Here is a 24338-nt window from a genome sequence, read left to right on the forward strand (position 1 = left end):
TATTGATCAGGATAAGCAACGAATCAAAACCCTGTCGTCAGGGTAGCAAATCCCTAGTGTTTTGTTTGAGTTCCCTGTTTTCAAAAATTGATTTACCACTGATGATCACTAATATTTGATACTGTTAGTTATTTGTGTTCTAGGACTGGCCGTGAAAAGCAATCTGCAGCATCCCCAAAATATCATAGTAATTCATGAGCACACCAGTAACCCAATACCCACTTTTACCCAGCAACTCAAGCTGCGGCGATCGCTCCTTGCCAATCTGTTAGTGTTTGCAGCCGGGTGTGGCATCCTTGCCTTTGCAGGCTTGTTTCTCTACCGCCATTTAACAACCGTGCGCAGTCGTGATGCGGTCATTAATGGCGTCATTGTGAATGTGCGGGCTCCGGAGGAAGGAACCCTCCAGCAACTGAGGGCAAAGGTGGGGCAATTTATCAAGCCAGCGGAGGAGACGCCCCTAGCCGTGCTAGAAAATGACTACCTTAGCCAAGGCGACCTCAAGGAAGTTGAAAAATGGCTCGAACGGCGGCAGGGTGAACTAGAAGCCGCTCAGGCAAAACTGGCTCAATTGCAGGGACTCCTCACCTCTGCCCAAGGGGATGAACGCCATCAACAGCTGCTTGAGGTGAAACAAACCAATCGCCAAGTGGCGGCTGCCCAAGCGGAACTAGGGGCTGCTAGAGCGAATCTGGCCGATGCCAAGGCACGCTATCAACTCGCAAAAATTAACTACCAGCGCTTTAGCCAGTTGGCGCAGCAGGGAGCGGTACCCCAAGCCCAAGCAGATGCGGCTCTAACGGAATTGCAGCAAAGCCAAGCGCAAGTGGCTGCTCGCCAACGGGAAGTGGAGGCTGCCGCTGATAGGGTAGAGGCGCTCAAGGCCGATGCCCGTGCCGCTGAATTGGGACTGACCCTGCGCAATACCCGCAGCAACTATGACCCCCGTCTGCGGCTTCAGGAGCTAAAAATTCAGATTGGCGAACAGCAGGCGATCGTCCAAGGGCTGAAACGGGAAATTGCGGCTCAACAGCGACAGGTTGCCCAAGCCCGGCGGGAGGTTGCTCAGCGCAAAATAGTGAAGGTAGCGGCTCCCATTGCCGCCTATGTCTGGCGGGTGGATGCCCGTCCGGGGATGTTTCTTGGCAAAGGGGATCGAATTTTGCAGTTATTGGATTGTCAACGGCGCTGGATTGATGTGTTTGTAGAGGAACAGTCCCTGCGGCTAATCCACCCCGGTACCAAGGCCAAAATTGAACTCTATGGCAGCAAAGGCAAGGTGCTTTGGGGCACAGTCACCAACATTCGCTCTGGCTTGGGTCGCCTCAACCCCGGCGACGATCAGGTCATTCCCATTCCCGAAAACTATCCGCGTCAAAGCCAAGTGCGCGTTGAATTAGACGCTGATCAAGACTGGGGCGAAGGCAATTTCTGTTATGTGGGCTACACCGCACGGGTGACCTTTCAAATTTCCCCCTAAGCTTTTATAGCTATCCTAAACAATGCTCAATCCTTCATAGTTGCCTTTTATCTGGGCGATAAGAGATATTGATGCAACTTTGCACTTAGCCCTAGGAGGTCTGGTGCCATTCATAGATAAGATTAAATCTAATTAGTTTTGTCCATAGGCACAAGCAGGGTTTATGTTGCAATCGTTTGCAGACACGGTGTGGCTCATTCCCTTTTACTCGCTGGCGGGAATGGTGCTGTCCTTGATTTGGTCACCGGGGATGACTCGGAAAACGGGACCTCGGCCAGCGGGCTATTTGAATCTCTTGCTCACGTTTTTCTCCTTTGTTCATGCACTGTTGGCCACGGTGGCGATCGCCAACCAGCCGCCGCAGTCTTTGCACTGGACGTGGCTTGATGTCGCAGGTCTGCACTTTGACGTTCCCGTTGAAATTTCGATTTTGACGACCACTGCCCTGATGCTGATCACGGGCTTGAACCTCATGGCTCAGGTCTTTGCGATCGGCTACATGGAGATGGATTGGGGCTGGGCGCGCTTTTTTGCCCTATTGGCTCTGTTTGAAGGGGGGATGGGGGCGCTGGTGCTGCTGGATTCTCTGTTTTTTAACTATGTCATGCTCGAAATTCTGACCCTAGCGACCTATTTGCTCATTGGCTTCTGGTTTAACCAACCGCTGGTGGTGACCGGTGCCCGCGATGCCTTCCTCACCAAGCGGGTGGGAGACTTGGTGCTGCTGATGGGGGTGTTGGCGATTTATCCCCTTGCTGGCTCTTGGAACTACGACGATTTAGCGGCTTGGGCAGCTACGGCTCAGGTGGATCCCACCCTCATTACCCTAATTTGTTTGGCGCTGATTGCTGGGCCAATGGGGAAATGTGCCCAATTCCCATTGCATCTGTGGTTGGATGAGGCCATGGAAGGCCCTGTGCCTGCCTCTATTCTGCGGAATGCCATTGTTGTGGGCACGGGGGCATGGGTGCTGGTGAAGCTGACGCCGGTGCTGAGCCTTTCCTCTGTCGCTCTAACAGGTTTGCTGGTCATTGGTAGCGTCACTGCCTTGGGAGGAACCCTGATTGCCATTGCCCAAGTGGACATTAAACGCGCCCTCTCCTATTTGGTGAGTGCCTACATGGGCTGGGTGTTTATTGCCGTTGGTCTCAAGGAGCCGGGCTTAGCCTTTGTCTTTATCCTCACCTACGGCGTGGCCATGGCACTGCTGATGATGAGCATTGGCAGCATTATTTGGAATAGCATTACCCAAGATCTGCGCCTGCTGGGTGGGCTGTGGTCGCGGCGCCCCATTTCCGGTATTTCGTTTCTCGTTGGTTCTGCAGGGTTGCTGGCGGTTCCCCCCTTGGCCAGCTTTTTCCCACAGGCAGAATTGCTGGATACGGCCTTTGCCCAACTGCCTTGGGTGGGGGTGGTGCTTCTATTGATGAATGCGTTTGCTGCCTTTAGTCTTGGTCGCACGTTCTGCCTGATTTGGGGCGGTGAGGTCAAACCAATGACGGCGCGATCGCCCGAGGTCTTTTGGCCGATGATTTTGCCGATGACCGTTGACCTAGGACTGGTGCTGCACCTACCGATTCTCATGGGGCGCTTCGATTGGGTGATTTGGACAGATCCTTCCTTAACCACAGCAGCTGCCCTGACGGTAACCGCTATCTTGGGCTGGGGTGCAGCCGCATGGGTCTATCTCGGCAAAGCCATTCCCAAGCCGGTGCAGTTTCCCCTACCGTCGGTACAGGATCTGCTGGCCTACGATTTCTATACGCCCAAGCTCTACAAAGCCACCGTGGTGGGAGCAGTGGATATGATTTCCCGCATGACTGCTTGGTTTGATCGCACGTTGGTGGATGGCACTGGCAATGCCTTTGGCGGGGCAACCCTGTTGGGGGGCGATCGCCTGAAGTACAGTACAACCGGTCAATCCCAAGCCTATATCCTCACCATCTTGATGGGGGTGGCCCTTCTGGTGATTGCCATTTGTTGGCCACTACTGGCTTAATGCTCGACTATTGAGGTTCTTGGCCTATGCTGACGCTGTTAATTGTTTTGCCTGTCATCGGTGCGCTGCTGATGCCGCTGCTGCCAGAGCGATCCCTGCGTTCGGTTGCTTTGGTGAGCGCCGGTGTCACCTTTGCCCTGTCTCTCTGGATGCTGACGCAGTTTGATGTCCAGCAGACTGCACTACAATTTACGGAATTTGTGCCGTGGCTGTCGCCCTTGGGATTAAACTATTCCCTTGGCGTGGATGGTCTATCGCTGCCCCTGATTGTTTTGGGAACCTTCTTGACCCTTGTGGTCGTGTTCACGGGTGAAAAAAGTGCCCATCGGCTCTTCTATGCCCTTGTTCTTTTGGCCAATGCGGGAATTACCGGGGCGTTAGCAGCACAAAATCTGCTGCTGTTTATTCTCTTTTACGAAGTTGAGTTGGTGCCCTTTTACCTGTTGATTTTGATCTGGGGCGGGCAGCGTCGCGAGCAGGCAGCGATCAAGTTTCTTATCTATACGGCAGTCTCAGGAATTCTCGTGCTAGCTGCCTTTTTGGGGATGGGCTGGCTCACCCATGCTCCTAGCTTTGACTATCAAGATATTCGCGTTGCCGGCTTAGCACCCACGACCCAAGGGATTCTGCTGCTGCTGTTGATCCTAGGTTTTGGCATCAAAATGCCCTTGGTGCCCCTCCACAGTTGGTTGCCCGATGCCTATGTGGAAGCCTCAATGCCAACCGCCATTCTCCTTGGGGGAATCCTAGCTAAGCTGGGTGCCTATGGCCTAGTGCGGTTTGCCTTAGGCTGTTTTCCAGAGACTTGGGGGCAGTTTTCTGGCCTGCTGGCCCTTGTGGCGGCTCTTGGCATTAGCTATGGGGCACTGGCTGCGATCGCCCAAAAGGACATTAAACGCATGGTGGCCTATAGCTCCATTGGTCACATGAGCTACGTATTGTTGGCGGCAGCAGCCCATACCCACCTCAGCATCGTCGGCGCCATTGCCCAAATGATTAGCCATGGCCTGATTTTGGCATTGCTGTTCTATTTGGTCGGCGTCATTGAAACGAAAGTTGGCACCCGCGAACTCAATGTGCTCAATGGCTTGCTCAATCCTCTGCGGGGGTTACCGACCACCAGTGCTCTCCTCATTTTGGGGGGGATGGCCAGTGCCGGTATTCCAGGATTAGTGGGGTTTGTGGCGGAATTTCTCATCTTCCAAGGCAGCTATGGTACCTTCCCGATGCCAACTCTAATTGCGGTGGTGGGCACCGGCCTCACGGCTGTTTATTTTGTGATTTTGATTAACCGCACCTGCTTTGGCCGTCTTGACAATGCCACTGCCTACTACCCACAGGTGGTTTGGTCAGAGAAGTTCCCCGCTATGGTACTGACACTGCTGATTCTGGTTTTGGGCATCCAACCAACATGGCTGGTGCGTTGGAGTGAGACCACCAGTGCGCAGCTGGTTGCCGCTATCCCTACTGCCACCGAAACCATTGCCAGTTTACCCCAATAGCTCAGAGAGGAAACCATGGTTGAAACAATTGAGCGTCCCAGTTCTGCCAAACTTCCCCCCTTGGATCATCCCCTAGCCGACATTATTTACCGCCTCGAGGCGGGGGGTGCCCTCATTCCCGACACGCCAGTGAACCTGATGAAGATCATCGGTATGTACAAGGCCTACGCCATTCCGATGGACTTTTACTGGCGGAATTTGCTCTACCTCGGCGAGCGGGTGTTTATCCATCCCTTTCCCTTCTTCAAGTATTTTCCAACCAAGGACTACTTTGAGTTGGCCAATCACTATGCAGGGGAGACTGCTGATCTGCGGATTTGGCGTGGCCCTGCCCATGCCCACCCCGAACTGATGGAATTTATTGCAAAGGGGGAAACAGGGAAAATGCCGCGTCTGCTCCACCACCTTTGGCACGACCGCATCAACATGGAGTTTTCCGAAAGCTTGGCGCGCTCAATGATGTGGCATCGCATGGGGGGGCAGCTGGATATCTACCTTGACTCTGAAGAGTACAAAGCTGCCGCCGATAGGGCAATCCGCGCCTACTTCAAAGGCAACCCGCTGATGCTCGGGCTGTACAAGCTCTTTCCCGACCTCTTCTTGGAGCAGGCTCGCCAAGCCACCTACATGAACGTGCTGGGGCTATTTTGGGAAGTGATGGCACCCGTCTTCTTCGAGATGAGCGATCGCTATGACGAGGGCAGCATTACCAGCGTCAAGGATGCCATGAACTTCTTGGTCAATGGAATTTTTGCCATGGCCGGTCGCCCGATTTACCACCATGTCTATATTGATGGCGAGGTGCATGTCCTTGTGCCCAAGGAAAAGGGCTTTATGTGGCTCTATGAAGCGGCCTTCCCCTATGTGGAAGCGGTCTTTTACCGCACGGCGCCCTTCCGGGGAACCAAGTCCTACAATGCCCAAGCCAATCAGGTACCCACTGATCAGGTGGACTTCCACTATGGCATTCTCTTTGCCGATAAATTCCCTGTGGGGACGGCGGGGATTCCACCTACGTTGCTCCACCAAGACATGTATCACTTCCTCCCCCAATACCTGAAGGATTACTTCCACCAGCACTGTCGCGGTGAGGATGATATTTTGGTGCAGTTGGGAATTGCCTTCCAGCACGCCATGTACACGGTGACCTCCGCTGTTTTGCAAGCAACCCGTGCCGCCTTCTACTACCCCTTGGATGATCCCAAGCCGGAGCATCTCATGGCCAACCGGCGTTTCTTTGTGGCTCAGATGGATCGCTTTTTGCGACCGCAGTACGGCATTGCTGAAGCCTGCAAAATCCGCAATGTCCAAGATCCCAATTATTTGTAGGGAGTTGTAGGACAGGACATTAGGGAGAGGGGGTGTGTCTCTTCTCCCTTTTTGCTAGGCTGGAATCAAAGTGAATTTTTGTAACGAGGTAAAGCCGTGGCCAACGTCGAAATCTATACGTGGTCTCGTTGTCCTTTTTGTATTCGAGCAAAGCAATTGCTGACACGCAAAGGGGTGAAATTTACCGAGTACGTCATTGATGGCGATGAAGCGGCTCGTGCTGCAATGGCCCAACGTGCCCATGGTCGGCGATCGCTCCCGCAAATTTTCATTAACAACGAGCACATTGGCGGCTGCGATGATCTCTATGCCCTAGAGGCGCAAGGCATCTTGGATAGGCTCCTGCAAGCGGCAGCCTAGCGGAATGGCCGTGGATATTGCCTTTATTATTGACCCGATCGCCAGCCTTGACCCCGGCCACGATACCAGTGTGGCCTTGATGGAAGCGGCTCAAGCCGCAGGGGTTCAGGTGTGGATCACGGAAATTTCCCAACTGCTGATCCGCGAAGGTCAGGTATGGGCGGCGCTCACCCCGATCCAGTTATCGCCCGTGCAACTAGTGGCCAGCCAGTGGCAGATTCCCCAACCTTGGTTTCAGACGGGGGCAGTGGAATGGCGACCCCTCAACACCTTTCGAGCGGTGTGGATGCGCAAAGATCCCCCAGTCAATACCGCCTACCTCTATGCCACCTACTGTCTGGATTTAGTGGATCCTCAAACCACCCTTGTTCTCAACTCGCCCGCAGGGTTGCGCCATGCCAATGAAAAGATGTATGCCCTGCAATTTCCCAGTGTGATTCCCAAGACCATTGTGACTGGAGACAAGCAGCGTATTCGGGAATTTGTGCAGCAGCAGGGCATGGCCGTTCTCAAGCCCTTGGGGGGCAAAGCCGGAGAAGGCATTCTCTTTTTACAGGCGGGCGATCGCAACCTCAATTCCATGATTGAAATCAGTACCCAACGCGGACAACTGCCCGTGATGGTGCAAGAGTATCTACCCGCGGCCAAGGAAGGCGATAAACGAATCATTCTCCTCAATGGGGAACCCATTGGTGCTGTGAATCGGATTCCCACAGGGGATGAATTTCGGGGCAATATGGCCACCGGCGGACGGGTGGCAGCAGTGGAAATTACCGAGCGCGATCGCCAGATTTGTCAAACCTTGGCTCCTGCCCTCCAGCGCGATGGCCTCTATTTTGTGGGGATTGATGTCATTGGTGGCTATTTGACAGAAGTGAATGTCACTAGCCCCACCGGTGTTCGCGAGATCGATCGCCTCAATGGGACTTGCCTTGGTCAACAGGTGATGGCTTGGCTATTAGGTTAACATTGAGTCATGCTTAGCCACTCAGGGGATGTGATTCAAACCAGTAATCAAGTTTTGATAAAGCGATATGGTTCACAGCAAAGAACGCGCCCCCAGAAATAGAACAATTACGTTGACCGAGCAAGAACAAGCGAAGTATCGGCAGCGACTCCTACGGTTGAGTCATCCTGTGAGCCTATCAGAAATCATTAACCGCACCATCCATCAAGATATCTTTGAGGTCATCAAGTTTCTCCCAAGTCAATTTGTTGATTTGCTGTTTATTGATCCACCTTACAACCTGAATAAAGTATTTAACTCAATTAGCTTCAAGAAAAAAAGTTTAGAGGATTACATCAACTGGCTAGAGTCTTGCTTGTCGAGTCTTGAAAAAATTCTAAAACCAACTGCATCTATTTACATTTGCTCTGATTGGGAATCCTCAACTGCTGTATTTGAAGTCATTAAAGACCGTTTTCAAATCCGCAACCGAATTACATGGGAGCGCGAGAAAGGACGAGGAGCAAGCAAGAATTGGAAAAATGCCTCTGAGGATATATGGTTCTGCACTGTTTCTAATGAGTACACCTTTAATGTTGAGGCTGTTAAGCTCAAGCGTAAAGTCATCGCTCCCTATAGAGTCAATGGACATCCCAAAGATTGGGAACCTACCGAAGAAGGTAATTACCGCCTAACGCATCCTTCTAACCTGTGGACAGACTTAACTGTGCCCTTTTGGTCAATGCCAGAAAATACAGATCATCCCACCCAAAAGCCCGAGAAACTACTGGCTAAGGTCATTTTAGCTAGCTCCAATCCAGATGACATTATTTTTGATCCGTTCCTCGGCTCGGGAACAACCTCTGTCGTTGCCAAGAAGCTCGGTAGACGTTTTTTGGGGGTTGAACTGGATGAGACTTATGCTTGCCTAGCGGAGAAACGCCTTGAAATGGCTGAAGTAGATGCTTCGATTCAGGGCTATGCTGATGGCGTGTTTTGGGAAAGAAACACATTAAGTGAGCAAGGACGTTTTACGCAAAAGCAGTATCAGTGCGAAAAACTATTTCACCAACCAGAGCTTTTTTCCCTAGGAGAAACATAAGAATCAATGGAAAAAAGACATATTTTCTATGGTGATCAGATTGGTCAGATCGAAGAAAACATCAAAGAACTTTTAAACTCACAGGAAGATTTCTTGTCTGCTGTGACAATCAATAGTCCAAGAGCTGTTGGCGATGCTGTTCAGCAAATCTTGCCAATCATCTACAGGCGGTTCTTGGTGAAGAGATTTGTAAAAACTATTCAGCACATTTTGCCCGTAGAGCCATGGCTGATCTCGCTTTCAAGGATGATCAAGGATTTTACTATGTCATTGACGTGAAAACCCACAGATTGAGTACACAGTTTAATATGCCCAATTTAATTTCTGTAGAACGCCTCACTCGTTTCTATCAATCAGATGAAAATGTTTTTGCAATTTTGCTGATTGCCTATGAGGCTCAAAAAACTCGTATCGGTATTGAAAATGTTCAATTTTTGCCAATCGAGTTTTTGGGGTGGGACTGCTTAACAATTGGCGCTTTGGGTTGGGGGCAAATTCAGATTGCGAACTCTAATGTTTTAACGATTAACCGTGGCTACTCCCGTAAGCAGTGGATGCTTGAGTTGTGTGATGCATTAGCTGAATTCTATCCCCGTGAAATTAGCAAAATTGAAGAGCGGTTGAAATACTTTACAAAGGTTCGCGAGTTTTGGCTTAATCATAGCAATTAAAGCTTTTTCATAAAGTTAAACATCATAAACCAAGCTGCAACATGGCTGTGATGCGACTGAAAACGGATATTTGCCTTGTATAATCACTGTACTGAATCTCTTCCTTTTGCCTATAATTGATAAACTGGATTTTTTCACGAGTCTATGAGTCGCGGCACACTCTTCGATAAGGTTTGGGAACAGCACACGGTGGCTACACTGCCCTCAGGGCAAACGCAGCTCTTTATTGGCCTGCACCTGATTCACGAAGTCACGAGTCCCCAAGCCTTCGCCATGCTGCGGGAGCGAGGATTGCCGGTGTTGTATCCGCAGCGAACTGTGGCGACGGTGGATCATATTGTGCCGACAGATACGGTGGCGCGTCCTCTCCAAGATGCCCTCGCTGAAGAGATGCTGCAAGCCCTTGAGGCGAATTGCCGTGCTCACCATATTCCTTTCTTTGGGATTGGCTCCGGTCGTCAGGGCATTGTCCATGTGATTGCCCCTGAGCAGGGGTTAACGCAACCGGGGATGACGATCGCCTGCGGGGATAGCCACACCTCTACCCACGGTGCCTTTGGGGCGATCGCCTTTGGGATTGGCACCAGTCAAGTGCGGGATGTGTTGGCCACGCAGACCCTCGCCCTCAATAAGCTCAAGGTTCGCAAAGTAGAAGTGAATGGCTCCCTTGGCTCTGGGGTCTATGCTAAGGATCTCATCCTCCACATTATTCGCCACCTTGGTGTTAAAGGCGGTGTTGGCTATGCCTATGAGTTTGCTGGCAGTACCTTTGCCCAGCTCTCAATGGAAGAGCGGATGACCGTCTGCAATATGGCCATTGAAGGGGGAGCCCGCTGCGGTTATGTCAACCCCGATGAAACCACCTTTGCCTATTTACGAGGCCGCCCCTTTGCTCCCCAGGGCAAGGCTTGGGATGAGGCGCTGGTGTGGTGGCGATCGCTCGTCAGTGATGCCGATGCTGAATACGATGATGTTGTCACATTTGCGGCTGCAGATATTGCACCGACGGTCACTTGGGGTATTACCCCCGGCCAAAGCGTTGCGGTGGATGAGACCTTGCCCACCCTAGAGAGTTTGCCCGAGGCAGAACGGGCGATCGCCGCTGAAGCCTATGCCTACATGGATCTGCAACCGGGGCAGCCCATTCAAGGCACCAAGATTGATGTCTGCTTTATTGGCAGTTGCACCAATGGTCGCATCAGTGATCTGCGGCAGGCTGCCAAAGTTGTCGAAGGGCGCAAAGTCAAACCCGGTGTCAAAGCCTTCGTTGTCCCCGGTTCAGAACGGGTGAAAGCGCAAGCCGAAGCGGAGGGTCTCGATGTCATTTTCCAAGCCGCAGGGTTTGAATGGCGCAATCCCGGCTGTTCGATGTGCCTCGCCATGAATCCCGACAAGCTGCAAGGGCGTCAGATCAGTGCCTCCTCTTCCAATCGCAACTTCAAAGGACGCCAAGGATCAGCAGCGGGACGGACACTCCTCATGAGTCCAGCGATGGTGGCCGCCGCAGCGATTACGGGTGAAGTTACAGATGTGCGGGCATTTCTTTGATGTCCTGCTTAATAGATATCAAGTTCTTTATCAGCCCTGTCACATTCCCTAAAGTATGAAATTATCCTCCTAGACAATGACAATAGAGACAAGGGGAGGAGCGGTTTATGTTTCCAATCTTTCCAAAAGGAGGCTGTCTATGAAAATGTTACAGGGCTTGCTAGGCGCAGTGGTTCTGGGTATGGCCTCTATTTTGCCTGCTGCTGCTGAGACGCTAGTTTCTGATAGCGGGCTGACTGAAATTTACGGCTACCAGCTTAGCCCCTTGCCGGGAGATATCTTGCCCTACACGACCAAAGTCAATGGACGAGTTTATGAGGGCACCATTAACGTCACGGCAAGCGGCAATGGCTTCGTGCGCGGCTTTTTTAGCGATCGCGATCTGGGGGGTAATTTTGGCTGTAGTGGCGAAGTAACGATTCAATGGGTACGGGATAATCGCTATATTTCCGTGTGGCGAGTTGGCGGTACTTATACGCCGCGTCTGCAATGTCCCCAAGCAGGCAGCACCGCTCGGCTGAATATGCGCCTCTATCCCTAGAGAAATCAACCATACTCCTGCTCTGTAATGCGCCAGCGCGCCGAAAGAACACTTGGCTCTAAACTCAAGCGGCTGACCAAGCCTTCAACAAAATCATCATTGCGCTCTTGACTGAGGAGTTCTGCTTCAATATGGACGCGATCGGGGGTGTCTTCAATATCCTCACTGAGGAGCGATCGCAACTTCAGCCGACTGCCCGCTAATGACTGCAACAGCAGTGCCCGCAAATGAGCCTCTGCCTCAGCACGGCAGACAATATCACAGCGATAGCACAACTCCACTTCGGTGCCCTTGAGGGGCTGCTGATTGATGCGATAGCCGAGGGGACGCAAGAGCAGATTGGCCATGAGCACTGCCACTGCTCCTAAGGTTGCCTGATAGAGTAATCCCGAACCACACAGTGCCCCCACCGCCGCTGCACACCAGAGAGTAGCGGCCGTATTCAAACCCCGTACTGAGAGGCCTTCCCGCAGGATCACGCCCCCGCCGAGAAACCCAATACCAGAGACAATTTGGGCGGCAATCCGCGTTGGACTCGCTTCCCCCGGGGTGAGAGCCGAAAGCATGACAAACAGGGCTGCCCCCGTTGCCACGAGGGTATTTGTGCGCAGACCGGCCATGCGTTGCCGCCATTGTCGCTCCAAGCCGAGGGCTGCCCCAAGACAAAAGGCTGCTACCAAACGGACAATAAAATCACTCGTTGACATCGGTTAAAACGACAGCCCTAGGAAGGCACTCACCAGATAGAAGTAGAGCAACAGCCCTGTGAAGTCTTTAATGGTTGTGATAAAGGGATCCGCCGCTGGCCCGTGGTCAAAGCCCAACTTCAGCAACACCCAAGGAATTAATGCCCCTAAGACCGCCGCGAAGGTAATCACAATAAAAAGTGAAAGCCCGACAGCCAGTCCCAGTTGGGGAATTCCGTTGGGTAACCCTTGCCAGAGGAAGGCAATCAAGCCGCCAGCAGTTGCCAAGATAAGACCCATGATCGCACCAATGCGAAACTCGCGAAAGAGATAACCGCCATAGCGACGAATATCAATGTGCTGCCAAGCAAGACCACGGGCAAAGACAGTGGTGGATTGGGTACCGACATTGCCTCCCATGTCCATGACCACAGGAATAAAAATGGCTACGGCAACGACGGCTTCCAGAACTTCCTCAAAGTACTGAATCACGCCGCCAACAATCATACCGCCAATGAGGGTAATGATCAGGCAGATAATCCGCAGTTGCACTGCATAGCGAATGGGACCGCGCACCAGTCGTTCACTCCAAGCTTGATCGCGGTTGAGCAAGTTGCCCACACCTGCTTGCGCCAAAATGGTGCTCGTTGCCTCCTCCTCAATCAGGTCAATCACATCATCAAAGGTGATATCGCCCACCAGTCGCCCCTCTTGATCCACCACAGGAATAGCAGGGACATCGTATTCCTTGAGGAGTTTGGCTGCGGATAGTTCCGGCGCGGTCACAGCGATCGCCAGTTCCTGTCCTTGCACCAAATCTTGAAGCGGCTGGTGGGGATTTGCTTTCATCAACTGGATCGGCTGCACAAAGCCACGATAAAAGCGCTGTTCATCAATGACAAAAATAATGCTCAGGTCATTAATATCCAAGGAACTCTCACGGATAGCGGCGATCGCCTGCTCCACGGTCAAGTCTTGCCGCAGCGCCAAGTAGCGCAGATTCATGCGCCGACCAATTGTGCCCTCAGGATAGCCCAACAGCAGGTTCACGGCGTCGCGGGATTCTGAGCTTAACTGGCTGAGCAACCGTTTGGTGACCTTGGCAGGTAATTCCTCAAAGAGCCGCACCCGTTGATCGGCCTCAAGGGCTTCTAGAAAATGCAGAATCTCAGGATCCGTCATCCCTTCAATGAGGGTTGCCTGCTCATCGGGAGTCAGGGCTTCAAAGACTGCGATCGCCTTGTCTTTTTCGAGGAGGCGAAAGGCCAATACCCGCTTGTGGGGGTCAATTTGGCGCAGGGCACGCACTAGCTCAGGAATCGTCAGTTGGTTGGCTGTCCGCTTGGCAGCACCAAGACCCTGCGGATAGGTCAGCAGATCATCGAGGGGATTGATTACCATCGCATTGCTCCTTCTATGGTTGACAATTTAGGGTGGGTGAGACAGGGGCATAGGCTTCGCTCAATTGATGCCAGAGATCAGCCAACTGGTTGTAGGCTTCGGATGTAGAAAGTTGCCCACTCGTATGGAGAGCAGCGATAAACCCTGCCCGTTGAGCAAATTTCTGTAGGTAGGCATCAAAGGTCAGCGCGTCTAGGGTGACGTGCCCACGGTAAAGGGTATAGGGGCACAGAAATGCCTGCTTTAATGCCTGCTTTGCATCGTGGGTCATCATGGTTCTAAGCTCCATTGAGAAACGACAATAGGATGTTTTAGGGTTTAACGAGACAACTCAAAGGGTGAGAACTCTCTCAAGTGGGCGATCGCTTGGCTCATGACCGTAATCATCAGGTGGCCAAGGGCAACACCCAGCACTTCCGAAAGGGTAATTCCCAGCATTTCGGCCAGCATGCTGAACAAACAAACTTCAAACATAGAAACTCTCCGTTGCTAATGGTTTTGCCACGCAACAACTTGAGCGATGAAAAGTAGTCGTTCAATAAAAACGCTTGACTACGGGCGATCGCTCTCAACAACAAACAGGTTTGAACCAGCCAACTTTAGGCAGACTCAGGTAGATACCAGACTGAGACCTATTGAACAATTTGCTTCGTGATCCATCTCCATTTGCAGATCAACTGCCTTGGAACGCGCGGAGATGAACCAGAAGTTCAAGCCATTAGGCAGCAGACAAGTCTGAATTCACCTCGGCGATCCTTAGGGGAGAGAGGCTCCACCTATGGCAGGGATCTTCATTAGCGGAGATGGGGTCAGCAGAAGCAACATTACAGTGACTCCTACTAGACTCCATTAAGAAAATCTCCAAAAATAGACAAATGCCAGCAGCCTAGGAAATCTTTCAACTGCCACTTGGCATTTTAGGGGGTGAGCAAGTCTTTGTCAAGGATCATATGAACAGCTAGGGCGTTGCAGTGGGGCATTTCTGGTCGTATCGCCCTTTTCACAGCGATCGAACACCCTCAACCCGCTAAAAGCCCCGATGGCAGAGCACCGCACTCCCGTTATGTCGCTGATATTTCAGGAAAGGGCTGTCATTCGCTAAAATTGTTAATCATTACTTAAAGTTTCATAGTGTAAAACGTCCAGAAGTATCTTAATGCGTGATAAAAATTGTGGATTCTAGCGAATGATTATAGATGAATTTGAGCATTTTACTGAATTATTGGTCAACTACACCGATGATCTCATTTGCCTGCACGAACCGGATGGCAACTATCTATATGTGACTCCCTCCAGCAAAACCCTTTTAGGCTATTCTCCTGAAGAACTGATTGGTAAGAGTCCCTACACATTATTTCATCCTGAAGATGCAGAGCGCATTCGCAGTGGTGCCCATGCCCTCACCCTGCAAGGCAGTGTGAATGTGATAGAAACCTATCGCATCCGCAAAAAGCATGGCGGATATGTTTGGTTGGAAACCCTCACGCACCCCATTTGTGATGCAGGGGGAAATGTTTTATTTTTAGTCTCCACATCGCGGGATATTACCCGTCGCCGTCAACTCGAGCTAGAGCTACAAGCCAAGCAAGAACTACTGGAAGCCTTTTTTCAACAATCCCTTGAGGCCTGCTTCTTCATGATGTTGGATCAGCCCATCCGCTGGGATGACACAGTCAACAAAGAGGAAATCTTGGAGTATGTCCTTGATCATCAGCGGATTACGCGTGTCAACAGTGCCTTTGCCCAGCAGTATCAATTACCGCCGCAGGAGCTGATTGGCCTGACGCCGCGCATTTGCTTTAAGGATGATCTGGAACTCGCCAAACGGCTGTGGCGAGCACTCTTTGATCTGGGCTATTTTCACATTGAAATTGAACTCCACCGCCGCGATGGTAGCTCCTTTTGGGTGGAGGGGAACTATGTGTGCCTCTACAACCAAAATAAGGAAATCATTGGCCACTTTGGTGTGCAGCGGGACATTAGCGATCGCATGCGTCTGCAAGCAGAAATTGCCCAAAAAACCGCTGAATTAGAGTATTTCTTTGGCTCTTCCCTAGAGCTATTTATGATTGCCGATAGTGAGGGACGGCTGCGGCGGGTGAATCAACACTGGCATACCTGCCTGGGCTATGACCTGAATCGGTTGGCAGGGGCAAAGTTTGAGGAATTTCTCCACCCCGGCGATCGCCCCCGCCATCGGGAGATGCAGCAACGTCTCCTTGCTGGGGAGCAAATCAGTAACCACACAATTCGCCTGCGCACCCAAGGGGGAGACTATCGCTGGTACGAATGGCAAGGCCTGCTCAGTCAAGGGCGCATCTATGGTGTTGCACGGGATGTCACGGAACAGCGCCAATTTAGCGATCGCCTGCAAGCGGCCTACAACCAAGTGACTGATATTTTGGAGAGCATGTCGGATCACTTTTTTGAAGTGGATCGCGACTTCACAGTTATCTATGTCAACGGGAATTTTTGCCGTCTAGTGGGGAAATCTGCCTCAGAGATGCTGGGGAAAAACCTCTGGGATCTCTTTCCCGATGAGCGCAACTCAATTTTTGAAAGCCAAAGTCGGCAGGCAATGGCGGAGGAAACCCCTGTCCAATTTGAAACCTTCTATGAGGGGCTGAACCAATGGTTTGCGGTACGGGCTTTTCCCACTGGCCGAGGCCTTGCGGTTTTCTTCCAGAATATTACGCTTCAGGTGGACTCCACTACTTCGTTACAGCGACGGCAAACCCAAGCGGAACTCCTGCATCGGCTAACCTTGAAAATTCGCCGTTCCCTTGATCTGGAAACGGTTCTTAAAACCGCCCTTGAGGAAGTGCGTCAACTGCTGGGGGTCGATCGCACGCTGATTTTCCAGTTCTATGCCGATGGCCGGGGTGAGGTGGTGGCTGAATCGGTAGCGGCACCGCAGTTTTCTCTCATGCACCGCACCTTCTATGACCCCTGTTTCCACCGTGAGTCTGCCGAAGCCTATCTTCAGGGGCGGGTACTGGCGGTTGCTGATATTAACACCGCTGAAATGACCCAGTGTCATCGCGACTTTCTCAACCAATTGCAGGTGCGGGCCTCCTTAGTTGTCCCGATTATTGAAGAGGAACGTCTCTGGGGATTACTCCTGTGCCACCACTGCTCTTCTCCTCGACCTTGGGCGATTGACGAGGTGGAGCTGATCCGCCAACTGGGGGAACAACTGGGCTTTGGCATCAACCGTGCCGAATTGGTCAGTGCCCTCCATCAGGAAAAGGAACGCTATCGGCGGGTTCTTGAGGCACAGACAGAATTGCTCTATCGCTGTACCCCTGAGGGACATCTCACCTTTGGCAATCCCGCCTTCTTTCGCTATCTGGCTGAAGCAGGGATGAGTTGCGATTTTGGCGATGTGATCCAGCATCCCTTTGATCCGCTGACGCAGCAACGCTTCCAACAACACCTGCAAGCCCTCACCCCCACGCAGTCCATCAGCACGATTGAATGTGGCGTGACTTTTGGTGAAGGACGTTTTGCTTGGTTTGAATGGACAACCCGCGCTTTTTTTGATCACCAAGGTCGCTGTGTGGAGTATCAATGTGTGGGACGCGACATTACCCGCCGCAAGGAAATGGAGGATCGCTTAATTCACGATGCCCTCCACGATGCCCTGACAGGACTCCCCAACCGTACGCTGCTCCAAGATCGCTTAAAACACTGCTGGCGCCAGTATCAACGCCATCGCGATCGCCCCTTTGCCGTTGTTTTTATTGATATTGATCGCTTTAAGCGGGTTAACGATAGCTTGGGACACCAAGCAGGAGATCAGGTGCTGATTACCCTTGCCCAGCGGATGCAAAGTGTGGTGCCAGAGGGGGATACCTTGGCTCACCTGAGTGGCGATGAGTTTGTGGTGCTGTGTGAAGATCTGGATCCTGAGCAAATGGTGGCTCAGGTAGAAGCACGGGTTGCCGATCTAGAGCGGGTGATTCAGGAGCCCTTGGTCATTGATGGCCATCTGTTAAGTCTCAGTGCCAGCATTGGCGTCACCTTTAGCGATCGCGACGCTGCCTCTGCCGCTACCCTCCTGCGGGATGCTGACATTGCCATGTACCAAGCAAAAAAACAGGGATTAGGGCAGTATCGGATTTTTGACCCCCAAATGCACACCCAAGCCCAGAGTTGCTTTACGCTGGAGAGTCAACTGCATCAGGCGATCGCCAACAGTGAGCTACAGGTCTATTTTCAGCCCATTATTGAGCTGGAGAGCGGGGCGCTCGTGGGTCTTGAGGCCCTGAGCCGTTGGTTTGATCCTGAAAAGGGTGAAATTCCTGCCGCTGAATTTATTGCCCTTGCGGAGCAAGCAGGTCTCATTGTCAGCCTTGGCCGACAGGTCTTTGAACGGGCGATCCAGGAATTCAGCCAGTGGCGGCAACAGGACAGCCGTCGCCAGACCATGACCTTGGGCATTAATATCTCGCCTCAACAACTGGTGGATGCCAACTTTGTTAGTGATATTTTGGCGGCGCTGCGCAGTGCCCAATTGCCCCCTCATCTGTTGCATCTGGAGATCACGGAAACGACCATGATCCGCAACCTTGAAGCCACATTGCAGGTGGCCGAGGAACTGCAACAACTGGGGGTTGCCCTCAACATTGATGACTTTGGCACGGGCTATTCCTCCCTGAGTCGGTTGCATCAGTTGCCGATCCACGCCCTGAAAATCGATCGCTCCTTTGTCCAGAGCTTAGAGCAGAGCCAAGCGGCTCAGGAAATTATTGGTGCCGTGATTGCCCTCGGTAAAAGCCTGCGCTTAGATGTGGTGGCAGAGGGGGTGGAAACAGCGACCCAAGCCGCCCAATTGATTGATCTCGGTTGTCGCTACGGCCAAGGCTACCTCTTTTATCCGCCATTGCCGATTGATTGCTTGCCCTAGGATTTGCTGCTGGTATCCTCATGGGGAAGAAAGGGCAGGCTTTCCCACCAACTTTGATAGTTTTTCGTCATTTCCTGCCACCAGTCGGCGGGCTGTTGCAGTGCCTGTTGCAGGCGATCGCGCTCCTGTTCGAGACGTTGAAGGTTCATCTCCAGTTGGTGATAGGTGGTTTCTAGGGTGGTGAGTTGAGCATTGAGGGCTTGGTGTTGCTGTTGCCAGTAATCGCTGTCTGCTCGTAATTGTTGATTTTCGGCGGCTATTGCCTGCAGTTGGTGCTGGAGTTGATTGCAGTGATCTTGCAGTCGCACGACTTCGGCTTCGAGGGCGGCTTTTTGCGAGGGGTGTTGTAGCGATCGCAGAATTGTCCACAGCAGAATCAGGGTGGCAACCACGCCATAGCTGGCCAGTGCCCAAGTCCCCTGTGCAGATAATGCCGCCCACACCATGGATACACCCTAGGAAAGAGATACTGCTAAGGGGGGAGCGATCGCCTCGGCAAGATATTGCCGCAGCACCATGGCCAACCAATCGACATCGGCAGCGGTGGTCTCTCGCCCCAAGGTAATGCGTATCCCTGCTTTGGCGGTTTCAGGATCGTAGCCCATGGCCAAGAGGGTGGGACTGGGTTGGGTTTGACCACTTTGACAGGCGGATCCCGCACTAATGCCAATGCCCGCAAGGTTGAGTTGCCGTACAAAGGTTTTGCCATTCAAGGGTTGGCCGTGGCGATCGCGCACAATCAAACTCAAGTGATGGGGCAATCGCTGCCATGGATGCCCTGTTCGTTCCACTTGGGGATGATCCTGCAACTGCTGCCACAGGCGATCGCGCAGTTGAGCAAGGCGCATCGGTTCTGTCGCTAGTTCAGTGGCGACCCATTCCGCTGCCACCCCAAAGCCCACCAAGGTCGGCACTGCTTGGGTTCCCGCCCTGAGGCCCAGTTCTTGTTCCCCGCCACGCAAGAGCGGCTCTAGGGGTACCCCCGATCGCACATAGAGCGCCCCCGCTCCCTGAGGGCCATAAATTTTATGACTGGACAGCGAGAGTAAATCCACCCCTAGCCGTTGCACATCCAAGGGAACTCGTCCGGCCACTTGAACCGCATCCGTATGGAAAAGCACCCCCGCCTCTTGGCAAATGGCTGCGAGTTCAGCAATGGGTTGCAGCGTGCCCACCTCACTTTGGCCGTAGATGATCGAGACCAAGACCGTGTTCGGCTGCAAAGCCTGCCGTAGTTGGGCGGGTTCCACCTGTCCCCAGTGATTCACCGCTAAGCGGGTCACTTGCCAGCCTTGAGCTTCAAGGGCCGCCGCGGGTTGAGCCACCGCCGAATGCTCGACCGCCGAAATAATCAGATGCTGAGGTTGGCGATAGCGTTGGCAAATTCCCCACAGGGCAAGATTATCCGCTTCTGTGCCCCCAGAGGTAAAAATGATTTCATCCGCTTGGGCATGAATCAGCCCTGCCACCTGCAGCCGTGCCTGTTCAAGGGCGATCGCTGCACGTTGCCCCCACTCGTGAATACTCGATGGATTGCCCCACTGCTGTTCATAGGCCGCCACCATCGCTGCAATAGCCTCTGCTCGACAGGGGGTCGTTGCACCATAGTCGAAATACAGTTGCATGGGCAGGAGCAGCTCCCAAAAACCAATGGCGGAACTGTCATAAAACCCAGTCCCTTAAGCCAATTGTAACCGATTATTCCCTAGCTCCTTTTTGCTGCCAAACCGCTGAATCTGAGAGATGACTTGAATTTCCCCCGCAATAATCCCTGTAACCAGCTCCTGCATTGCTTGATATTCTGTGGCGCTCAGGGAACGCTGCCACAACAATTCATTGATCTGCCGCTCTTGAGCAGGGGTTACGATCCGAGTCGCCTGAATACGGCGGATTAGCTCCAGCAGCGTCATACATCAATCCCCTTGCAATTTGCGTGTATGGTCTCAACTATGTCAATGATTCACACAGATGAACGGTGATCAACAGCACACAAAGACGTTGATCTCAATCACAAGTTCCTATTTGAGACTGAAAATAGTTGCTCTTTAGAACTCCACGTTGAGGGTGTCCCATGCCACCTGCGGATACAGGCATTCGAGTTCCTCTAGGCAGGTAAACTTTTGCTGCCGCCGCCGCTCCAAAATCGCATTGGCTGTAGCAGCGTCAATTCCCAGTTTCTGCTGCATTTGTTGGCGGGTGGCACGGTTGATGGCGATCGCTGGCGCAATTTTCTGAGCAACAGCAACCGTTTTCTCCTCACCCCGATTGATCAGGATATCCCCTTTCTCTGGCGCAGTAGCTACAGCTGGATTGTCTTGGGGCGCGTCCCGGGAAATTTCGTAATGGAGAAAATCCCGCGCCAAGCGAGTATTGGGGAAAATGGCTTGTGCTTCCGCAAGCAGATCCTCCACCTGCACGGGATTGCCGGGGGCGTAGCGGGCACTAAAGTGGGTGAGGAAGAGCAATTTCACTTGGGCAAAGGCCGCCACCTGAGCCGCCATCGTGGATGTAGAATGCAGCCGTGCAAAAGCCAGATCCGCCTCCTGATGGGAAAATGTCGCCTCGTGGATGAGGACATCCGCCTGTTGGGCTAATTCAACCGCGCTTTCACAAAAGACTGTATCGGTGCAATAAACCATACTGCGCCCCCGCTGCGGTGGATCACAGAAGTCGCGGCCATCAAAGGTGCGGCCATCTGCGAGGGCGATTGTTTTTCCCTGCTTGAGTTGACCATACAGTGGTCCAAAGGGAATTCCCAAGGCTTGGGCTTTTTCCACATGAAAGCGACCGGGGCGATCGCTCTCGGTGACGCGGTAGCCAAAGGCGGGAACACGATGATGCAGCAGCCGACAGGTCACGGTAAACTCGCCATCACTAAAGACTTCCCCCGGCTCCACCGTATGCACCTGCAACTTGTAGGGAAGCCGCATCACAGACCAGCGCAAACAACTGGCAATGTAGCGATCCAATGTCGGCGGGCCATAGACATCAATTTGACTCACGGTTCCCGCAAGGCCGCAACTGGCAAGCAAGCCCATCAGGCCAAAGATGTGATCGCCGTGCATGTGGGTAATGAAAATGCGGCGGATCTGACTGGTTCGCAGGTCACTGCGCAGCAATTGGTGCTGGGTGGCTTCACCGCAGTCAAAGAGCCAAATTTCCTTGCGCTGGGGCAGCCGCAGAGCCACACTGGAAACATTGCGTGTGCGGGTGGGCACCCCAGAACTGGTGCCTAGAAATGTAATTTCCACGCTTAGTCGTCTAGGAGTTGCAGGTCATCAAAACGAATTTCAAAGGTGCTGGTCTGACCATTTTCATGGGTGCGCACCACCTGCCGGCTCATCAGGTAGTAATTGCCGACGGGCACATAGGTATCCTCAAACTCCATTTGCCGCAGCACTTCGTTGGTTTGCGGATTGCGGAAGATAGCCACATAGTTGGTGGAAATGTAGCCTGCACCGGTATCAAGGGCTTCACGGTGGGTAATGGCAAAGGCAACTCGCCCCATGACACGGCTGACATAGACAATTTGATTGTCCCGCACCTTGTAGTTCGACCCCATGGCGTCACCGCTAACGAGGATTTCCACTGCCCCACTGGCGTCGGTTTCCCCAGCTTGGAAGGTGTTTTTGCCGTGGGCCTCTTCAAAACGGTTGCGCTTGCGATGGACAATCACATCCCGCAATTGGTTGTAGAGGGATTCGCGGACTTGTTCGTCTTCTATGCCACTCACTTCAACGGCGTAGTCGCGGCTAACTTTTACCTGCCCTTGGTAGGTGCGATCGCCCTCAATGAGCGTGACCTTGGCCGTAAAGCCGGGAAAATTCTCATCCCATGTGTAACGATTTTCGTAGGCAGCGCGAAAGAGCGCCTCAGCATCAAGAGCCTGTGTCGCTGGCATGGGGGCATCCTCAGTAACAGTCACATTGTTTTAAGATAACTCAATTTTCTGACCCCTTGACGACCACGTATATCTAGTGTTCACTAGGGTTAAATCATTGCGCACTACACTAGATGTATAACCCCTAGGGGGTCGTTCTCCTTTTTAACTGGACAGGAACACGATGGTGGCACAACTCGCGGTTTCCGTTTCTGAGGCAGGCTTGCCCCTAACCTATGGTATTGAGGGAGTGGTGCAGGTGTTTACCTGTCCGCAGCGACACTTTTTCACCACGGTCATGGCGCAGGCGTTGCGGGTTGCTGCCCAGGGCAGTGGTGTCCTGATTGTGCAATTCCTCAAGGGGGGGATTCAAACGGGAATCGCGCATCCGATTCAGTTGGGTCAGCATCTCACGTGGTGGCGACCGGCGCTGCAACGCTGTTTAGGCCAAGGAGATTCGATCACTGCCGAAGAAAAAGCCGCAGTGCGTGAGCTATGGCAGCATCTGCAAACCACGGTGCAAGGGGGACAGCATCGCTTGGTGGTCTTAGATGAGGTGAGTGTGGCCATTCAACTGGAGGTGCTAACTGAAGCAGAGGTACTGGATTTTCTCCAGAATCGCCCACGTACTCTCGATGTCATGCTGACAGGACCTGAAATGCCAGAATCGCTGCTGGCGATCGCTGACCAAATTACGCAGTTGCGGCGTTTAATTTAGGTTTTAGGTCTAATTTAGGGCAGCAGAAACGGTTTCTAACCACTCCAGTAGATACTCATTCACTAAGTCGGGTTGCTCCTGCTGCACAAAGTGACCACAGTAGTCCAAGTATTGAATTTTCAGTTCCTTAACGTAGGCTTCGGTGCCGTAGGTGAGTTCCATACCCAAGGTGGGGTCTTGGCGCCCCCAGAGCATCAAGGTTGGTACGTCTAGCATGCCCCACTCCCGACTCCACAGACTTTGCAACCCCGCACGGTAGTAGTTAAGCATTCCCGAGAGGGCACCGCGGTGGGCGGCGGCATCTTGATAAAGTGCCAAGTCTGCGGGTCGAATGGCCTGCTGGTTCACTGCGGCCCAGCGAAAAATTTGGGCGATCGCTCCATAGCCCCCCCACTCCAAGAGGATCTCTGGTAGCCACGGCAGTTGAAACAGCAGCATATAGCTACTGCGCAACCATTGCTCGAAACTCAACTGTTGAAACTTAGCAGGATGGGGACAGGCTACCACACTCAGGGTTTGAATCCGCTGCGGCACCGCATAGGCCACGCCCCAAGCCACCATCCCTCCCCAATCATGTCCCACCAAATGACAGCGAGGATAGCCAAGGCCGTCAATGACACCGACAATGTCGAGAATTAACTCGTCAAGAACATAGCTAGCGGTATCTTGGGGTTTATCGCTGAGATTATAGCCGCGCAAATCTAGGGCAACGACTTTATGCTTTTCCGCCAAGACAGGAATTTGGTGTCGCCAAGAGTACCAAAACTCGGGAAAGCCGTGGAGCAGCAGCACCAACTCCCCTTCTCCTTGGGTGACATAGTGGAGACGGATACCATTGGAGACAATAAACTTATGGATCCACGGGCCTTCAATCATATGCACCTTGGGGGCTGGCACTTTCCACTATAACCAAGGGAACTCTGCAGGATAGTGTTGCCCCTGCCTCGCAAATAAAACCCCCAGATGGAATGCGCCGTGGGGGTAATATGTGACCTAAGGAGTCAGAATGCTCCTAGTATAGGGGCAAAGCTTACAATTCTTACCAATTTTTAATAGGCAAGGGTTTCGAGAGCCTGACGCAGGTAAGCGGTAACGCAAGCATCCAGATCCGTAGGCTGCTCGACGACAACACTGGCCTGCTTTTCGCTCAGCCAACGCTGAAAACCTGAACTGTGGGCGATCGCCCGCTTCAGGGAGTTCCAAACCTCGGCGGAGGCTTGCGGATTGGGAACCGTAACGCTTTCCATAGATACTCTCCTAGTCGGT

24 protein-coding genes are annotated in these 24338 nt (G+C 52.6%); 13 read left to right on the plus strand and 11 right to left on the minus strand.

What is annotated here, in order from left to right; translation table 11 throughout:
• The first annotated feature begins 151 nt into the window (after positions 1-151).
• The 11 genes from RHP47_RS01075 to RHP47_RS01125 all read left to right on the plus strand — a co-directional run bounded on the left by RHP47_RS01075 (position 152) and on the right by RHP47_RS01125 (position 11478).
• Positions 152-1480 (plus strand): HlyD family secretion protein, encoded by a 1329-nt coding sequence (locus tag RHP47_RS01075; protein WP_286626223.1) that lies wholly within the window; start codon positions 152-154, stop codon positions 1478-1480.
• A 163-nt stretch (positions 1481-1643) separates the two neighbouring features.
• Positions 1644-3479, plus strand: coding sequence for an NAD(P)H-quinone oxidoreductase subunit F (locus RHP47_RS01080; RefSeq protein ID WP_310840837.1), 1836 nt, complete (start codon positions 1644-1646; stop codon positions 3477-3479).
• A 26-nt stretch (positions 3480-3505) separates the two neighbouring features.
• On the plus strand, positions 3506-4981 hold the full coding sequence (locus RHP47_RS01085; RefSeq protein ID WP_149817371.1) for an NADH-quinone oxidoreductase subunit M: 1476 nt from the start codon (positions 3506-3508) through the stop codon (positions 4979-4981).
• Positions 4982-4996: 15 nt separating this feature from the next.
• The gene (locus RHP47_RS01090) at positions 4997-6310 is read left to right on the plus strand and encodes a CO2 hydration protein (protein WP_286626225.1); all 1314 of its coding nucleotides are present in this window, start codon (positions 4997-4999) and stop codon (positions 6308-6310) included.
• A gap of 96 nt (positions 6311-6406) precedes the next feature.
• The gene (grxC, locus tag RHP47_RS01095) at positions 6407-6670 is read left to right on the plus strand and encodes a glutaredoxin 3 (RefSeq protein WP_149817375.1); all 264 of its coding nucleotides are present in this window, start codon (positions 6407-6409) and stop codon (positions 6668-6670) included.
• Between the two features lie 10 nt (positions 6671-6680).
• Entirely contained in the window at positions 6681-7637 is a 957-nt protein-coding gene (gshB, locus tag RHP47_RS01100; protein WP_149817377.1) for a glutathione synthase, read from the plus strand.
• Between the two features lie 67 nt (positions 7638-7704).
• A complete protein-coding gene (locus tag RHP47_RS01105) occupies positions 7705-8718 on the plus strand; it encodes a DNA methyltransferase (RefSeq protein ID WP_149817379.1) in 1014 nt (337 codons plus the stop codon).
• Between the two features lie 6 nt (positions 8719-8724).
• Positions 8725-8997, plus strand: coding sequence for a hypothetical protein (locus RHP47_RS01110; RefSeq protein ID WP_310840838.1), 273 nt, complete (start codon positions 8725-8727; stop codon positions 8995-8997).
• Entirely contained in the window at positions 8943-9389 is a 447-nt protein-coding gene (locus tag RHP47_RS01115; RefSeq protein WP_286668865.1) for a hypothetical protein, read from the plus strand. The genes RHP47_RS01110 and RHP47_RS01115 overlap by 55 nt, the downstream gene beginning before the upstream one ends.
• Positions 9390-9533: 144 nt before the next feature.
• Positions 9534-10937 (plus strand): 3-isopropylmalate dehydratase large subunit, encoded by a 1404-nt coding sequence (leuC, locus tag RHP47_RS01120; RefSeq protein ID WP_286626228.1) that lies wholly within the window; start codon positions 9534-9536, stop codon positions 10935-10937.
• A 139-nt stretch (positions 10938-11076) separates the two neighbouring features.
• A complete protein-coding gene (locus tag RHP47_RS01125; protein ID WP_149817386.1) occupies positions 11077-11478 on the plus strand; it encodes a hypothetical protein in 402 nt (133 codons plus the stop codon).
• Between the two features lie 5 nt (positions 11479-11483).
• Here RHP47_RS01125 and RHP47_RS01130 read toward each other — a convergent pair whose 3' ends face one another.
• From RHP47_RS01130 to RHP47_RS01145, 4 genes are read right to left on the minus strand one after another with little or no spacing between them, the layout of a single operon-like run.
• Positions 11484-12185 (minus strand): MgtC/SapB family protein, encoded by a 702-nt coding sequence (locus RHP47_RS01130; RefSeq protein WP_206201285.1) that lies wholly within the window; start codon positions 12183-12185, stop codon positions 11484-11486.
• Between the two features lie 3 nt (positions 12186-12188).
• The gene (gene mgtE, locus RHP47_RS01135; RefSeq protein ID WP_310840840.1) at positions 12189-13565 is read right to left on the minus strand and encodes a magnesium transporter; all 1377 of its coding nucleotides are present in this window, start codon (positions 13563-13565) and stop codon (positions 12189-12191) included.
• A 13-nt stretch (positions 13566-13578) separates the two neighbouring features.
• Positions 13579-13839, minus strand: coding sequence for a hypothetical protein (locus RHP47_RS01140; protein WP_149817392.1), 261 nt, complete (start codon positions 13837-13839; stop codon positions 13579-13581).
• 44 nt (positions 13840-13883) lie between these two features.
• Positions 13884-14039, minus strand: a complete 156-nt coding sequence (locus RHP47_RS01145) for a hypothetical protein (RefSeq protein ID WP_310840841.1) — start codon at positions 14037-14039, stop codon at positions 13884-13886.
• A 712-nt stretch (positions 14040-14751) separates the two neighbouring features.
• Between RHP47_RS01145 and RHP47_RS01150 the strand changes: the two genes are divergently transcribed.
• Positions 14752-18474, plus strand: a complete 3723-nt coding sequence (locus RHP47_RS01150) for an EAL domain-containing protein (RefSeq protein ID WP_310840842.1) — start codon at positions 14752-14754, stop codon at positions 18472-18474.
• Here RHP47_RS01150 and RHP47_RS01155 read toward each other — a convergent pair.
• The 5 genes from RHP47_RS01155 to RHP47_RS01175 all read right to left on the minus strand — a co-directional run bounded on the left by RHP47_RS01155 (position 18471) and on the right by RHP47_RS01175 (position 22375).
• On the minus strand, positions 18471-18920 hold the full coding sequence (locus tag RHP47_RS01155; RefSeq protein WP_149817396.1) for a hypothetical protein: 450 nt from the start codon (positions 18918-18920) through the stop codon (positions 18471-18473). The genes RHP47_RS01150 and RHP47_RS01155 overlap by 4 nt on opposite strands.
• 9 nt (positions 18921-18929) lie before the next feature.
• The gene (locus RHP47_RS01160; RefSeq protein WP_310840843.1) at positions 18930-20099 is read right to left on the minus strand and encodes a cysteine desulfurase family protein; all 1170 of its coding nucleotides are present in this window, start codon (positions 20097-20099) and stop codon (positions 18930-18932) included.
• A gap of 54 nt (positions 20100-20153) precedes the next feature.
• The gene (locus RHP47_RS01165; RefSeq protein ID WP_149817400.1) at positions 20154-20384 is read right to left on the minus strand and encodes a hypothetical protein; all 231 of its coding nucleotides are present in this window, start codon (positions 20382-20384) and stop codon (positions 20154-20156) included.
• Between the two features lie 135 nt (positions 20385-20519).
• Positions 20520-21725, minus strand: coding sequence for a ribonuclease Z (locus RHP47_RS01170; protein ID WP_310840845.1), 1206 nt, complete (start codon positions 21723-21725; stop codon positions 20520-20522).
• Positions 21726-21727: 2 nt separating this feature from the next.
• Positions 21728-22375, minus strand: a complete 648-nt coding sequence (locus RHP47_RS01175) for a DUF3386 domain-containing protein (protein ID WP_286649779.1) — start codon at positions 22373-22375, stop codon at positions 21728-21730.
• Between the two features lie 163 nt (positions 22376-22538).
• On the opposite strand from RHP47_RS01175, the gene RHP47_RS01180 reads away from it, so the two are divergent.
• Positions 22539-23072, plus strand: a complete 534-nt coding sequence (locus RHP47_RS01180; RefSeq protein WP_286626237.1) for a P-loop NTPase family protein — start codon at positions 22539-22541, stop codon at positions 23070-23072.
• 9 nt (positions 23073-23081) lie between these two features.
• Here RHP47_RS01180 and RHP47_RS01185 read toward each other — a convergent pair whose 3' ends face one another.
• Together RHP47_RS01185 and RHP47_RS01190 are read right to left on the minus strand one after the other, a co-directional pair.
• The gene (locus RHP47_RS01185; protein ID WP_310840847.1) at positions 23082-23948 is read right to left on the minus strand and encodes an alpha/beta fold hydrolase; all 867 of its coding nucleotides are present in this window, start codon (positions 23946-23948) and stop codon (positions 23082-23084) included.
• Between the two features lie 173 nt (positions 23949-24121).
• On the minus strand, positions 24122-24319 hold the full coding sequence (locus tag RHP47_RS01190) for a hypothetical protein (protein WP_149817410.1): 198 nt from the start codon (positions 24317-24319) through the stop codon (positions 24122-24124).
• Between the last annotated feature and the right edge of the window lie 19 nt (positions 24320-24338).

Source organism: Thermosynechococcus sp. QKsg1, from assembly GCF_031586415.1.
Lineage (GTDB): Bacteria > Cyanobacteriota > Cyanobacteriia > Thermosynechococcales > Thermosynechococcaceae > Thermosynechococcus.